11 protein-coding genes are annotated in these 16142 nt (G+C 47.7%); all 11 read right to left on the reverse strand.

The window, feature by feature from the left end; genetic code table 11:
- Nucleotides 1–33: 33 nt before the first annotated feature.
- Nucleotides 34–1296, reverse strand: coding sequence for an O-antigen ligase family protein (locus ID864_RS06630; protein ID WP_062818474.1), 1263 nt, complete (start codon nt 1294–1296; stop codon nt 34–36).
- A complete protein-coding gene (locus ID864_RS06635; RefSeq protein WP_224750421.1) occupies nt 1293–2381 on the reverse strand; it encodes a glycosyltransferase in 1089 nt (362 codons plus the stop codon). Before ID864_RS06635 ends, ID864_RS06630 begins: the two co-directional genes overlap by 4 nt.
- A gap of 209 nt (nt 2382–2590) precedes the next feature.
- The gene (locus ID864_RS06640; RefSeq protein ID WP_191149595.1) at nt 2591–5452 is read right to left on the reverse strand and encodes an autotransporter outer membrane beta-barrel domain-containing protein; all 2862 of its coding nucleotides are present in this window, start codon (nt 5450–5452) and stop codon (nt 2591–2593) included.
- Between the two features lie 25 nt (nt 5453–5477).
- Nucleotides 5478–6086, reverse strand: a complete 609-nt coding sequence (locus tag ID864_RS06645) for a helix-turn-helix domain-containing protein (RefSeq protein WP_062818477.1) — start codon at nt 6084–6086, stop codon at nt 5478–5480.
- Between the two features lie 344 nt (nt 6087–6430).
- Nucleotides 6431–6934, reverse strand: a complete 504-nt coding sequence (locus tag ID864_RS06650; RefSeq protein ID WP_099755048.1) for a type VI secretion system baseplate subunit TssE — start codon at nt 6932–6934, stop codon at nt 6431–6433.
- Complete coding sequence (locus tag ID864_RS06655; protein ID WP_191149596.1) at nt 6921–7718, reverse strand: type VI secretion system accessory protein TagJ; 798 nt, start codon at nt 7716–7718, stop codon at nt 6921–6923. Before ID864_RS06655 ends, ID864_RS06650 begins: the two co-directional genes overlap by 14 nt.
- Nucleotides 7719–7735: 17 nt before the next feature.
- Complete coding sequence (locus tag ID864_RS06660; protein ID WP_048918751.1) at nt 7736–8578, reverse strand: TagK domain-containing protein; 843 nt, start codon at nt 8576–8578, stop codon at nt 7736–7738.
- Nucleotides 8579–8582: 4 nt separating this feature from the next.
- Nucleotides 8583–8849, reverse strand: coding sequence for a PAAR domain-containing protein (locus ID864_RS06665; RefSeq protein WP_099755045.1), 267 nt, complete (start codon nt 8847–8849; stop codon nt 8583–8585).
- A gap of 69 nt (nt 8850–8918) precedes the next feature.
- Nucleotides 8919–11516 (reverse strand): type VI secretion system Vgr family protein, encoded by a 2598-nt coding sequence (locus ID864_RS06670; RefSeq protein ID WP_191149644.1) that lies wholly within the window; start codon nt 11514–11516, stop codon nt 8919–8921.
- 60 nt (nt 11517–11576) lie between these two features.
- On the reverse strand, nt 11577–12269 hold the full coding sequence (locus tag ID864_RS06675; RefSeq protein WP_191149597.1) for a T6SS protein Cts1T: 693 nt from the start codon (nt 12267–12269) through the stop codon (nt 11577–11579).
- 28 nt (nt 12270–12297) lie between these two features.
- Nucleotides 12298–16134: a type VI secretion system membrane subunit TssM gene (gene tssM, locus ID864_RS06680; RefSeq protein ID WP_191149598.1), complete on the reverse strand. Its 3837-nt coding sequence runs from the start codon at nt 16132–16134 to the stop codon at nt 12298–12300.
- Nucleotides 16135–16142 lie beyond the last annotated feature (8 nt).

Raw genomic sequence — 16142 nt, forward strand, 5'->3', positions numbered from 1 at the left:
TAACTCATCCCCCAATAAACGAGACTTATTCTTTCACTCCATCATCTTGCGCTCTGAGTTGATAGAACAGAGAGCTAATGCAGAAACGAACACCATGGCTGTAGGGCCATAGATCAACACTGAATCTGTTAATCCCGTAATAAACAATGCCGCTACAGGCATAACAACCCCGTGAAGAGGCGAGTGTTTAAATTTACCAACAAGCACAACCAGGTAAAAGATGAACAATGAAGCAAAGCCTAACAAACCTTGCAGGCTCGTGACCTCTAAAAATTCATTATGCATATTATATTCAACATTATTATAAGCCGTGTGATTTTTGGGATCGATATGATGAATATACTTTCTTGAAACTTCAGTGCGTTCATCAGGAGAAGAAAACCCTATGTTTTTCTCAATAAAATTCACACCACTTGCCCATATAGAGAACCGCGCCCCAACAGATGTAGAACTATTAACATCGTAGTTATCAATATTATTGATCGCCTCAATCCATCGAGCCTGAGTGAAGGAGATGACCACCGTCATTAAACATACTGCAAGAGCAATATTCCTCTTGCTATATATAATGTTCCTCCAACCCAGCGCTTTAATATAGTAGAGAAAAGTGACACCCATAAATGCGAGGAACGTAATTCTAGTACCACACAGAACCATAACCAAAAATGCGACCGCAATAAATACTACATCAATCAATCGCCATAACTTCCCGAAATGGAAACCACATAGCCACAAATAAGCGCAGTAGATAAACATCACCATATAAGAAGAACTCGATGCAGCATCGGCCGTTAGTTTAATTCGACGATGTGTTACATAAAAATATTCGTAAAACCCGGCAACCAAGGTAACTATCATTCCAATGAGCAGGATAACCTTGACGCAGCTGACGGTTTTTTTGGATACTTTCCTTCCATATATCATCATTGCAGCAACGATAAAGGCCCCGAGGAACAATCTTTTCCCACTCAAACGATAACCGTCAAGAACTCCAGCGGCAATATCAGATATCTCCCGAGGTTCGCTTTGAATATAAACTACCCAAGCAACGCGCACAACCCCTATAAAAATCAATGCCAAAACCAGAAGATATGTGAAAAAATCTATTTCCTTTCTCTCTTCTTTTTTAAATAAGACCATCACGGTAAGAAAAGCGCAGATATAACCTGTAAGGTAAAATAGCTTCTGTGAGATCCCATAAGTAACAAGGTTGAGCGCTAGGGAAGTAGATAGAAAAACAACAGCAACATTGATCAACTTAGCAAAAATATTGTTATCTTTTATATCAATGTTCATTTTATTTCCAGTGCTTTATCATTAATTATTTTCTTGAATCTTTCCATATAAGAAGACTCATAAAAATCAGAAACGCTGTCTTTAATATCATTTTGTGATGACATTATGCCTTTCTTATTCAGGTTTTTTAACACCTCAGCCAACTGCTCAATATGATTGGTCTGATACAACTGACCATTCACTCCTGGTCTAATGATTTCTGATGGTCCACTGATACAATCAGAAGAAATGCAAAATACTCCACGCGATATTGCTTCCAGTAGTACCAGTGGAAAACCTTCGTTATTTGATGTCAGAAGGAGGCATGTCACGCTTTTTATATTTTTTTCGATATACCCCCATGAATCTTCTTGCCAACCATGCCAGAAAACTTTGTCACTGATATTTTTATCGACAGCATATTTTTTGCAACGTTCAGAATCAGGGCCATCCCCTACAATATCCAGTGACCAATCGAAGTCGAGTTGGCTGACTGCATCAAATAAATCTTTTAGCTGCTTCTGATCCTCAAAATGAACCCTTCCTACATAAAGGAATTTCATCTTTTTTGAACGGGGAATGACAGAATCATTTCTTTTTACCGGATTGAATACAACATCAATAGACTGCTCATTTGCACCTAAATCTATCAATTGTTGTTTGATACCTTCGCTTATAGCAAAATGATGATTGGCTAAAGTCAGGTAACGTGGTCTGTATCTATATTTCGGTGGGAGATGCATCCATGAAGATAGCATGATTTTCTGCCTGGATAGACAAATAGCACGATGGGCAATAAGGCAGGGGACCGTATTGAGTGCGATAATGTGTCCGGGCTTGTTTTTTTTCAAAAACCATGCAAGACGCAGCGTATGAAATAAGCGCGTTATTTTGGGATTTCTCATCACATCTGTGCTGGAACCCCATACGATATCCTTCATCCAGAAATCAGATTCACCTCCTGAATGATAATTGATAATGAACAATCCTGCAGAAATATACTCTTCATTATTCAGCATGTTAATCAATTGACAGGTTACATTCTCCATCCCCCCCCTGCCATTAAGCATCTCTACAATAAATAATATCTTCTTAGGATTGTTCATATCATGAAATATCTACGTTGTTTTACTACGAAAAATTTCTCTGATAGTACATGTCAATCACATTGACAGGCAACACTTTCAACGCTTTCGGACAACCAGAACACCGCTTATGTATGTCCCGTTAAGCTTTATGACAGAAACTAAGTAGCACGGTGATACCATACAACAAACCCGCCAGAAGCGGATTTGCTGGAGGTAGGCTGATAAGGTTAAAAATTGTACTTCACCCCAACCATCGCACCAGTATCGTTATAAGCGTGGCCACCGAATTGTGACCCAACGTTCCCCCAAAGATTCAACCGCGAATCGATTTGCCCTTCCACACCCATTTTGAGCTCGAGCAGATTAGTCGCACCATCCTGACTGACGCGTGCACCATCCATTTTGGCCGCGAATTTACGCGTGTTATGCAGCCAGTTCACTACGATGAAGGGCTGGAACTCACGCTGTTTACCGTTATCCAGCGCATGGTGCCCTTTCAGATAGGTTTTAATGCCCAGTCGCGTCAACAGATTACCGTCGCCCTCGCCTTTTACCACAGTGCGGTTATCTTCGTGATGCGTGTCTGCACGCACCCCCATCCAGACAAGCTGTGCCTGCGGCTGGATAAACCACTCGTTACGCGATCCATGGCTTCCCCAAAACTCGCCTGTTTTCCACGTGTATCCCCCTTCGAGAGAGGTTATTACCCCATGTGATTTATAGTGCTCCGTTGCCTGCTTTTCACCTTTCACGTCATTGGTAAACCAGGCGTACTGCAGCCAGCTATCCAGATAAGCCCCCGTTTGATCGGCAGCATTGGCGTACCAGGTCGCATATCCCCCTACGCTATAGCCATCGAGGGTGCCTTTAGAATGAAAGTGACTTTGCCGGTTATGCGTGTTGCTGTGCTGGTTACCATAGCCCGCCATAAATCCAAGATGCCAGCGGTCTGCGCCATTTTCACTCCATTGCGCGAGATCGCCGCCAATCTGAGCGACATAGCGATTGCCCTGGCTTCTTAACTGCCCACTACTGTCATGCCAGCTATTATGCCCACCCACCTGTCGCAGCCACAGGCTGGTGACTTCATTTTTATCCTTGAGGGTATCCGTAAACTGCGGTTCTCCCAGGCGGTCATGTAGGCTCATCACAAACAGGGTGTTGGCAGCAGCAAGGTTAGCAACGTAACTGCCACCTTCAGGACGCAGCACAGAAGGCTTATCCGTCCCGTCACCGGGACCTGTCGGGTGACTGGTCAGATACCAGTTTTGGCCTTTCTTATCGAGATCGTAATCATATGCTCCTGCCACGATCCGCCCGGTTTTGACAAAATTACCTTTAGAGGTCCCAGCAACATTCACAACCTCAATGCCTTCCACCGTTTGCGCACCATGCCCGCCAAGATTATTAATAGCAACATGAGTAGTACCCTGCTGCACATCTCCACCGACGATCATTTTGTTTATCGGTGAATCATCCGCTGCCAGTATGCCGTTCATCACCAGTGTGCCGCCATCGCCGAGGTAATCCCCCGCCACGTTAAGCGTGTCGAACTTCTTTTTGTCGGAAAAGGTAATGGTGCCATTATTGGTTAACTGCCCCACCAAGGAGCTATTATTCATATTCCACTGACTGCTGCTATCCAGCGTAATTGAAGACACCTTGTCTGCAGCGCCATTAAAAATAGAACCGCCAGTGAGATTTGCCCTCACCGCGTTATTGAAGCTGGATGACAGCATGTTGCCGTTAAGCGTGCTGTTTTCTGCATTGAACGTAACCTTACTGTAAATATTATTTTTTTTATCTTGAGGATCGGCAAAGTGGCGGACGGTCATAACCTGGCCGTTACCCCCGGTCAGACTGGAGTCTTTAACCTCAAGAGCCAGTTGGGTGGCGTTAACATCTATTGCCTGCGCCTGTCCGGCGTGCAGCGTCACATTATTCAAGCGGATATGATTTTCAGGGTGGGAAGCGTCAGCAGGTTTACCGTTTACATATAATCCGGCAGCCGCCTCACCAGAAGTCGTTATGATGCTCTTATTAACATTAAGTGTTCCTGCACGGCTCCACAGCCCGAAACCTTGTTTCCCTGAGGTATCGATGCGCACATTGTTAGCATCAATACGCGCCTGCGGATAAGCCACCAGAGCCGCGGCAAGTTCACCCTGGGTGGAAATATTGCTATTGATTAACGTGGCCTTACCGCCATTTGCGGTAAAAAGACCCACTGCATTGTTACCGAAGGTCGTAATGGCAACGTTATCGCCATCCAATTGATTCTCAGTGTATAGCCCATAGGAACGCTCGCCGTGGGTTTCAACCGTGCTGGTGGAAACTTTGGCGGTGCCCACCTGCGCATTCACCCCAATTGAAACGTTGCCCTGAGTGGCAACGTCGACATGGCTTAAGCTGACGGATGAATCATCGGATGGTATCCATACGGCATCACTCTGCGTGCCCTGGGTGGATAGTTTCCCGCCCTCCATGGCAACGGTAGCCGCCATGTTTGCGTTAATGGCATGGGTATCGTTGCCAAGGGTGCTGGCTGACACATGGTTCAACGCCAGATCGCCAGACATGACCATGATGGCATCGCCGTTTTCGGTCGAGAGGGTACTGTCATTAATTTTGGCGGTAGGCAGGGTGAACGGCCTATGCTGAGTACCATCCATTTGTAGCCCTACCGCAGTACCTTTCCCATGGATATTAATATGATCCAAGGCAGCATCGCTTTTACCTGCAAGATAAATTCCGGTACCATGACTCCCACTCACATTAATATTTAAGTCTCTGCCGTAAAACTTACTGTCTTGAATAATCGCGCCACCGCCGCGAATGCCTGAACTGTTGAGGAAAGAGTTCGTCGCACTAAAGCTGGCACCTTTCATCGCTCTGATAATGAAGCCATTAATTCCAATATCGCTGTTATTCAGGGTCTTATCAGAAATAGCGCCCTCTTTTCCATTGACGATAATGGTATCGTTAGTTTGCGCCCATACCGCTAAACTAACAGAAAAGAAAACTGGTAAAGAATACAGTGATGCATTGATCATTAAACCGAGAGTACATTGATTAACGTATCTTTTCATATTAAAATCCTTTTACACTGGTCACTCACAAACATAATGTATTTCTTTCGTTACACCCGCACTCTGCGATAAATGAGGCAAAACGATAGAATTCAGCTCTGTTTGCAACGCCAATCTTACGACTGGCGTTACGGTAGTGTGTATTGATCGTTTTGGGCGAACGACTCAGCATCCTTGAGATATCATTACTATTGAACCCTTTTCCCATCAAGACCATCACATCATTTTCAGCATCGGAAAGCTGCCGATACTTTTTAAGCCCAAAATTCCAGAAAGACTCCTCTTTATTAACCAGAATATTGTAATCGGCACAGGCAATCGCCAAAATTTTTCTAATCTTCATCGAAATATCATACAGAGTATGATATTTCGTCAAAAAAGGGATGTGGATAGTGATTTTTTCAGAATGTTCATCTGCTGTTTTAATGCGTTGAAGAGCAGCTTTTTTTTTAAAAAGATTAATCGTCACGGTATTGTCACGAAAAATTACATTTGAAATTTTTTCGCTACATTCCAGGGAAGGGATCACAAAACAAACATTGCCTAAACCCTCTTCGGAAATCTGTTCTGTGATTAAAAAACTCAACCCCGATAAATTATAAAAATCAGCATCCATGATAGCTATATTTAACATGCTTCACACCCATGTGTTGCACTTCGGTTATTATGTTATGTAGGTTCCACTTTTAATCCAGCATTCTACGCGCAACAGTATCGGCGATCAAACACCCGGTTAGATCATAAAAATAAAAAACAAATCACCATACAAATACTCAAAGGATACATATCCCCTCTGTAGGATTATAAAAATCGGTTTTTAATGTCGCAAGGAGCGGCCGATCGTCCGAAAAAGTTCACAATGAAATAACCGCTGTGAAATTTTAGGAAAATCAGCCAGGACTTTACCTACTAATTATTAATTACATGACGTTATCGATAACGGCCAGACAGCATCGATATTTCACTGTTTCTTCTCATCTAAAGCACCTGCAGCTCGACCTTTTCAGATTCGACGTCATACCGGCCACTCATGCATAGATCAACCGGCCTTGGGTACCAGTATATCAGCCCCCTGATTTCAAATTTAATGACGCCATAACGCGCCACGCGATCTTTTTCCTGCATAGATGTAACGATTAACGTTTCGGGAATAACTCTTGGTTCAAACCGCAGAATCGTGTTCCGGATAGATTTTTCGATAAAACTCCAGTTAGGGTGATTTTCCTGGGTGCCAATCAGTGCGGGCACACCATAATTGATCACCGAGCTCATAATAAGCTTATGTCGACGCTCATCCAAAATATCTTCAATATTGCTATGATTGATCAGATCGGCAATAGCATTTTGTACCAAAGTACGCATCTGCCTGATATCGATTGGCTTTGACCGATCGTGCAAATTTTTTGGCTCATCATCCTGAAGCCGTTCCAGCAGGGTTGGCAGATATTGTGTTTTTCTTGCCTGTGGTTTATCCGAAAACAATATCGCCAACCTCCATAATTGAGTGCTCATTAAGATTGGTAATTATAACTTTACGGCCGCGACCTGGTGAAAAAATGTCAGACAGCTGAGACCACTCCGTTTTAAAGCCGAGTTTCAATTCCTGTGCTTCCTGCTTTTCGACAGGATAACGAGCCGGTATAAACCCGTGATAGATCTCCTCACCTGTTTTAATGGTGGCAGGTACCCATAGCAGATCGAGTAGCTGATCTGGCGGTGAAACACTCAGTTGCTGAATAGAAGAAAAAGGTACCCAGCGATATCCACCGGCACAGATAAATTCGCAAACTGGGCCAAGGCGGCCATCACTATCAGCTATCCAGGAAAAATTACCCAGCAGAGCACTTTGGCCCGCCGTTTCATCAGCCAGATCGAAAGCTTCATAGCGCAAGATTTCCGCCTGTTCTACATCCCCATGATACTGCTGCACATTTGCATCATGCAATTTCTGCATCCACAGCGGGGTGTCCCCTTGCAGGGTTGCCGCCTGCCGTTCGCCGTGCAATACCTGAGCGCGCTGCATTTCACTGAACACCAGGTTTTTGCAGAGCTCGGTTTGTTTTTCACGACCGTCCTCAAGCAGCGCCAGGGTCTCCAGCTGTAGCAGGGCTTTCTGCCAGGCGCCATCAACACAATAAAGTTTAAACAGAGCCTCGCGTAATTTAAGGTTTTGTGGATACTCTTTTACCTGTGCGACTACCTGTTCAAATATCTCTTCCAGCGATGAGATTTTAAGTGCCTGAGTGAGGGAGGTTAAATCGTTCATAATAGCTATTCCTTTTCTCAGTAATGAGAATCCAGACCCACTTTATAAAAGTCCTGAAATACCAGGTCAGGGACTCTGTCTTTGTTTTTCGCCATGATATACTCAGGAGAGAGCGCTTTTAAAAGATCGGTTTTTTGATCTTGCTGGAAAAAATCATCAATAGATTCTCCTGTTTCAAAATCCGGCCAAACCTTCTCCATAAGAAAATCCCGTGCGATGATGCATTCAGTTAATGTTTTTCCTTTAACCTGCTCCCTGATGTGGTCGAAACGATCGTCCGTTTTAATAGTATGTTTTTCATAGTGACTCGCATCATGATATTCATCCCCCCCCTGCTTCTGCCAGATAAGGAAATATTTATATTCCGCCTCCAGCCTTTTCAAGATATCGCTACCCTTATCTTCTGCCTGGTCGAGTTCAATAAAGTAGTGCAGATCGTTGATATTACTTCCGCTATTGGGAAGCACCTCTTCAACCTCAGGAATTTTTTTGGAAGCCTGCAAGTCACTGCCAGAGTAAATCAGCTGGTAAAAATTCTGTTCTTCGGTTTCAACATCGCTCTCTCTCGCCAGAGAGAGTTTGAAATGACCGGCCTGAATTTTGCTTCCAGGCCGCAGCGAATGGGCGCTGCCATACTTGAGCTCTACGCTATCCAGACTACAGAGGTGATCAACGCACAAATTAAGTATTACGGGCCTGTTGAGATGCCAATAGAAGGCAACCACATCTCGCCCTGAGCGGCTATTCGTGATACCAAAGTCGCCACTGACCACATCAAGAACAGCAATATTCTCCGCAGTGAGCCTCTTATCCAGTGCTACAGGCTGGCGCAAAGCTGGCCATTCAAATTGAATATTCATGCCATTACCCCCCTATAAACACATCACCAGAGCCTGACACTATCGCAGCGCCACAGCCCGTGACATCGCCGACCCGCGCTGCTGGTTGACCATTGATAAATACCGAGCCAGAACCGGTCGCGACTGGTGCAGCGCCGTGCCCAATGGCACAGGGTGCAATGCTGACGCTAACCAGTGCCGCGGCACATCCATTAGTAGTCACGTTGTCAGAGCCGGTAGCTATCGCTCCTCCGTGAGAAGTCGCATCCCCAACTCTTGCTGCGTTTTGCATCGTTAATTCTCCTTAATGAAATTGAACTTACGACAGCGAATAAATCTGCTGTCGTAATTGCCTGAACCGTTAAGGCTCTGGTGTTGCGGTCGGTGTTGGTGGCGGCGTCGTTGGTGGCGGCGTCGTCGGTGGCGGCGTCGTTGGTGGCGGCGTCGTTGGTGGTGGCGTCGTTGCTGGCGGCGTCGTTGGTGGTGGCGTCGTTGCTGGCGGCGTCGTTGGTGGCGGCGTCGTTGCTGGCGGCGTCGTTGGTGGTGGCGTCGTTGGTGGCGGCGTCGTTGCTGGCGGCGTCGTTGCTGGCGGCGTCGTTGCTGGCGGCGTCGTTGGTGGTGGCGTCGTCGATGGCGGCGTCGTTGGTGGTGGCGTCGTCGATGGCGGCGTCGTTGCTGGCGGCGTCGTTGGTGGTGGCGTCGTCGATGGCGGCGTCGTTGCTGGTGGCGTCGTCGGTGGCGGCGTCGTTGCTGGTGGCGTCGTTGCTGGTGGCGTCGTCGGTGGCGGCGTCGTTGCTGGCGGTTCCGTGACCGGTGGTTCCGTTGGCTTCGGTGTTGGCAGCGGTGGCAGAGGGACAACCACCCCAGGCAACGTGCAAAGCATGGGTAACCCTGGCAACCCCATAAGGATACCGATGCCGCCGCCGCCGCCGCCGCCAGCACCGCAACTGTTACCGCAGTCACCAGGGTTGATATCTACCTCCCCCCCCTGGATAACGATTTTCCCAGCGACAAGCTTGATGACAGAGGCAGTAAGGCACAGCTCGCCCCCTACGGCGATGGTCATAGCCCCCCCCACCACCGTAGTATTGGCACCGCCAACGGCAAGTGAGTTGTAACCGCCGACGTTGGTCATAGATGCACCGCCGACGTTCGTCATCATCGCACCACCGACGTCAGTTATTGATGCGCCGCCGACGTTCGTCATCATCGCCGCTCCAACGTTGATCCCGTAGAGAGCGCCAACGTTAAGGCTATGGGCAGCACCAACCTGAATACCCAGCGCTGCCCCAATAATGGCGCTACTATTACCGCCTACGTCAGACTTATAGTTGGCACCGACAAACAGATTGCGTGAAACGCCAACGTTCACATCAGAATTTAGCCCAATGCTCTGCACTTCATTGCTTTTGGTCAGGCGGGTCATGTCGCGTTCCGCCTGCTCCCAGTAGTGCTCCGCGCCCGGTTTATCTTCAAAACGTACGCCGTTGTAGTTACTGCGGCCACCGCCGATCGTACGGCTGATCAGGCCACTCTGCGTGCCGTTAGCCGGAAGATCCCACGGCGGCATCGTGGTGTTGTTGTACAGGCAGCCGATAATCAACGGCCTGTCGGGATCACCATTGATAAAATCAACGATCACTTCATGTCCAATACGCGGAATATGAATCGCACCGAAATTATCCCCTGCCCAGCTCTGCGTGACGCGCAGCCAGCAGGAGTCAGACTCGCGGTTTACACCATAGCGGTCCCACAGGAAGTGGACTTTTACCCGCCCATACTCATCAGTCCAGACTGTCTCACCCGGAGGCCCGACGATAATCGCGGGCTGCGGGCCACTGGTTTTTGGCTTTACCACGGTCATAGGATGACGGTAGATTTTGGTGGTAGGTTGAACGGTGAACTGACACTGGTAAGTAAATTGATCCTGTGACGAGATCTGATCGACCTCCTCGATCTCAAGTGAACTGCGGAGGATCATATATTCCCGATTCGCTTTCGTTACGGGGTAATTGACCAGCTCGTAAACGCAGCCGCAAGCGATACCGCGCAGTTCTCCCGAGCCTTCACACCGGGAGCCCAGCGCCCCTCGTTCTTCCATGCGCACGCGCGCCAGCTGCTCACCAATTTGTGGCTGCTCATAGTCACCGGGCCAGTGAAATATCTCCATCTGGTTAAAACTGGTCTTCCTTGGCTTATTATCCAGCGCCATGATGTCTGCGCGTGATTTGGTAAAATCATAGTCATTAGTTACCCAGGAGCCGGAGGTAATAGTTTCTTCGAATTCGAATTTATTAATATACTCCTGATCCATCTTCGGGCTATCGGGGCCATACTGCATCACATGATAGGCTTCACTAGGGAATTTCTTATGCGCACCGACATTATCGACTAAAATCAACTTGTGATTTTTTTCACTGTGCTCAAAAAACCAGTAAATCCCCCACTCTTCCATGAGCCGCTGCAGAAATTCGTGATCGCTTTCCCCATACTGAACCTGGAAGTCAAGCGAGGGATAGTTACCCGCCAGCCGTTTTTCATAAGGGAAATTGTAATCGGACAGAACTTCGTCAATAATATCTACCACAGACTTCTGCTGGAATATTTTGAAATCTCTGGTTAATGTCGCCAGGTTAAACCAGGGACGGATCACTATTTCATATAAAGCCTGGTTACCATCACGACTTCGGTAACGCGCTTTTTCAACCAAGCCAGAAATTTCTCGCGTATCTTTACCAACGCCATAAACCTCACCCAGCCCGTTACCATCAATTTCTATCTCGATGGTCATCTCTTTACCAATCAACGCTTTCAAATCAACGTTTGATGCAGACTGCCATGGAATGAGTGAGTTAGCCGGTGTTTTCGCAGTAATCGTGTAGGAATAGAGCGTAGAAAGTGCCTCTTCCCCTTTCAACTTCGAGATGACCAACGCCGGCTCTCCAAGTAGTACCGGCATAGCCGGACTGCTTAATGTAATAGTACGTGACATATCACCACCCGATGCGTTGTGAATATCTTAGAATGGTGCCTCAGGCATTTTTGCCTCTGCCCCTCGTAACGGGATCCTGCGCGAATCCAAAATTTTCCTGTGCCGACTTTGCCGCCAAACCCAGATCCCCTCTTCCTGTTGAATACAGTCAGGCCAGCTCTTCCACGGCATTGCTTCGACACCGTCATTGATGCGAATCCCATAATCTTCCTTCGAACCCTCCATGAGTAAAACCTGAGAAAGTGTGTTAAAGCTCCATGCTTTTTTTAAAGCAAAAGATTCCCAAAAGGGTGAATAAGAACGCTTTAACGCTTTAACCCACTGAAACAATGTTTTCCATTTTTTGTCAGAAAAATCGCTTTTCTGCCGATTATTCAAAATCCTTGCTGCCCAGAATGTTAGTGGGTATTCAGCAAGCATATTTTTCTCAAGCCAGGGAGAAGAAACCGCACTGTAGATAATAACCAATGATTCTACTCCTGCCTCTCCAGGCTGAATAATAAATGAGCCGATGTAATATTTATTCACTTTCAAAGCAGCAGCCGAGATGACAAAGCACCACGGATACCCCCGTGAGCAATATTCATCTGACATAGCCTCACCCATATTCATTAGCACATTCTTCACAATAAAATCGTGCACTTTTCTCTGCGCTCTGCCCCAGCGACTAAACAGGCCTGCACGCGATCCGTCGACAAGTAAATACAGGCGTAACGACATAGTTCCCTCTATCTTAGATTTGCAGGTGTTATTTATCACCAGGGCAGCGGAAATCATGCAACAGGTCCATCGCAAGACGATCTCCAAAGGTCAGCCCACTAACTTCAATATTTGCGCGGCGCTTATCTAATTCATATACCAGTGCCATACCGTCGTCATCTGAATCGACAATATCTTTGGCCCCCTCGAGCCAATGGAATAGCGCCCATGGGCCACTGTATTTCCGCGATGATGAGCCGGAAATTACCCGCGGCATCGCATTCAACGTAATTTTTGACGCGATACGGGAGGTTGGCCAAGTGACAGACACTGGCGAAACGGCCCAGTGAGCATAATTCACCTGCGCGCCGTCAAAATTCATATTAAGCTGTGTAATTTCCGGGTCTAAGTAAGGAACGGATACTTTAAAAGAGAGCGACAGCTTACGCCCACCTTCCTCCTGAAAAAAAGCATCACGAATTTCTGCGGCCTGCTCAAAAACATTCAGTATGTCCTCATCGCTGTAATCGCTCTGCCCCTTATAGCGCCACGGATGGGAAGCGGTATCCACTTTATCCGCCAAATTTTTTTGGAAATAATTGTCAACCAGACCTCCGGCAGCAAAAAAGCGCTCAAAGTCAGATCGTTTTACTTCACGCTGACTTTGCGCAAAGGGGTAACGGCCTTCAATCGTTGCGCGGCAAACCTGCCCCAGGCTGTCCTCAATGCCTTCATTACTTTTGGCGATAGTTTCACGGCTGGCGTGGAGATAGGCATTTTCCAACAGCGGGCCAACCAGCTCAGGTAGCGGTTCAGGCCAGGTTTGCGCTTCTGCACTCATGTTAAGAGCGGCATTGGACAGCGCCAAAACGCTGCCGCTCTTCAATGCATCGTTGTAGAGTACGAACAGCGTATATTGCTCACTGAGCGCTGCCATCAGCTTGTTCAGCTCTGCTCCTGCCCTCGCCGGGCGCGCATCCATGGCTGGCTCACTGCTACCGGTCACAAATTCGCGCAGTGGAGAAAACTGACTGTCCACATGCTCACGCAGCAGCTTCTTTTCCACCGCGGCCCACGCCAGATTAACTTTCGCTACCGCATTTAAAATCCTGCCTTTATTTCTAACGTTATCGAGCAAAGACTTATCGTCTTTTCCTACCAGTGTCGTTTCCTCCACTGCTCGCTGGAGCAGATTCACCAATGGAGAATCCGTAGCGCTGAGCGTTTTTAGCATATATACATCGCCGATAACGCCAGCATCCCCGTACTCCAGCGGCATCACATCTGTTTTGATGCGAATATTACCCAGAAATTCCTGCCAGTGTCGGGCGTACTCATCCAGGTAAAGTGCCAAAATCTGCTGCTGAACCGGGTTAACTAACACCCCTTCGCCTGTCACTTTTATCTTTGGCCGCGCGCCGCCCTCCCCATTACTGCTGCCTTTGCCCAACACCCAGGCGTCCTCACGCTCCAGCAGCATTAAGCCCGGGTCCATTTTTTTTTTAAACAGCTCGTAATAGCCTGCGCGGGTAAAAAGGCCGGGAATGACCGTCTCCCCCGCGGCATCATCCATTGTGAAAAGCTCACCGCTGCGGGATTTTGTCATCGCATTCAGCGTCAAATCAGCAGGTACATCGGGTGCCAGTGAGGTTTTAATCCGCTCATACAGTCTGCTGGCAACATCCTCGCGCTCGATCAGGGTACGAGCATACTTCACCAGGCCGTCATCAACTCCCTGGCCATAGCGACGCCAGTCGGGCGAGGCCAGCAGGTTGGTCAGATGTGAGACGAAAATCCGACGCTCTTCATAAGCCTGCAGTTTCCCACTGGTCTCCCAAAGATGAGTGATGCTGTCGATCATGTATTCACGATCCATTTTCCCCTGCGCAAATACCTGCAAGTAGAGTTTTAACTGATTGAAAATTTGCTCGGTATTGCCTTTATCGATCGCCTGTTGCAACGCCTGTGTCGTCTGCTGTTCGATCTGCGGCAGCAGCAATCTTTGCAGGAAAAATTGATAGAGTGAATCCGAAGCATTCATCACATCCGTGCCGGTATAAAGGCCATAACGCCACTCTAACGTCGGATTAAAAATGTCCAGGTTGCCGTATTCTGGCAAATATTGTGAAAGCATCAGCAGCCGTGGCAGCAGATTGTGATTAGACGTGCTGACGAAGCGTTTCACTTCAGTATCTAGCGCCACGACTTTCGTCTGGACAGTATCCAGGAAAGAATTATTCAAGTGATAGCTGTTGTAAAAACCGTTAAGCATTATAAATGTCGTAATAATACAGAGCGTATGCCCAAGAAAACGCTGCAGGCGATATTTCGACTCATTCGCCAAATTATGGCGTGCTAAATCAAGGTCCTTAACGATCACTTCACTGAACAGTTGCTTCAGGAAATATTGCCGACCATAGGAGACATCTTTAATGAGGAAATCGCGGTCTCCAGGTACTGCCGTGAGAGAGGCTGATACCGTTGGGACCGTATGATCCACGTAGTTGGACCATTTGCGCATAATGGTCTCATTATTTAACAAACTAAAATCTACCGGCTGCAGGCTGCTGACGAAATACAAGCCCCGCAGCTGGGTATAACTCTGGGTTTCATCGTAGCGGGAAGAAAAGAAGATGTTGTTCACAACCTCAGACACCATGCCTGCAAGTAGACGAACATCCTGCGGTAGCGCGTACATCTTCTTACGGTCACGGTTATCGTACTCTTCCTGCTGCCGTACGATCATATCGCGTTCGATACGCTCTTCCAGCAGCTGTAACTCCGCTGTTATCTGGCCAGAGATATCAGAACACGACTCTGTTCGGGCATCGCCATACGGGAAGGTGACTCCCCAAACCTGCTCACGTTCCTGCTCGGTTAAGATCCTGAAATATTCGGCAAAACCGGGTAGCTGATCAAGCTTTGTCACCACGACATACACCGGGAAGCGAACGCCCAGCGTCTGGCGTAAATCCTCTATTCTGGCACGTAACGTCGCCGCCAGCTCGAACAACTCTGCTTTATTGCGCCCCATCACATCGGCTGCGGAAAAAGCGACCACCACGCCATTCAGCGCTTTCACCGGTCGGTATTTCTTTAACGCCTTGAGCATCGCATTCCACTCACTCAGATGCTTTTCGGCTTCGCTAACGTATTTACCCGCAGTATCAATATAAATGGCATCATTGGCGAACCAGCATTCACAGTTTCGCGTCTGCTTTGCCGGTTTCCCCACCAGATTTAACTGTTCAGGCAGAGGGAAGTTTTGTCCCGAAGCCAGAATAGCGGAAGTTTTCCCCGCATCTTCCGTGCCTAACATCATGTACCAGGGCAGCACTTCAAGTGGTTTGCGAGCGAGAATGACTCGTTGAAAAAACGAGAGGTTGCTACGATTTTTATTGACGTACTCTACCGCGCTGGCGATAGCTGAAGTCACTTCTGAGGTGTCCTCTTCGGCCGCAGCGGGAGCGTTACGAATGAATTTATCCAGCAGGGACGGGTTATCTTTTAACGCCAGCAGCAGTAACCACAAAGCGTAGAGCAAGGTGATGACCAGAACTGCCGCGATAATCATTAAGCGCGCGCTTATCGCGGCAAGCGGATGGCTATCTCCCGCCAGAAGGAACGGACCAAAAACCCAGACCAGGACGCAAACAGAGGCGCTTAGCACGATAAAAAGCGGCCAGCGCAGCCAGAAGCTCACCAGTGCCAGTATCGACAGCAGAATGAAGATAAACCGCGACTTAGCGCTGAGCAGCGGGCGCGATTCGCCAAAGCCAAAGAATGGCCCAAGCAGCCAGATAGCAGCAACGACCAGAGCAATGCAGCAAATAGTTAGCAGCGCCTTCAAAGACCGCCTGTTGAAGACTCTATTTAAATAAGACATGGTCACTC

The organism is Erwinia aphidicola, from assembly GCF_014773485.1.
In the GTDB taxonomy this organism is placed as follows: domain Bacteria; phylum Pseudomonadota; class Gammaproteobacteria; order Enterobacterales; family Enterobacteriaceae; genus Erwinia; species Erwinia aphidicola.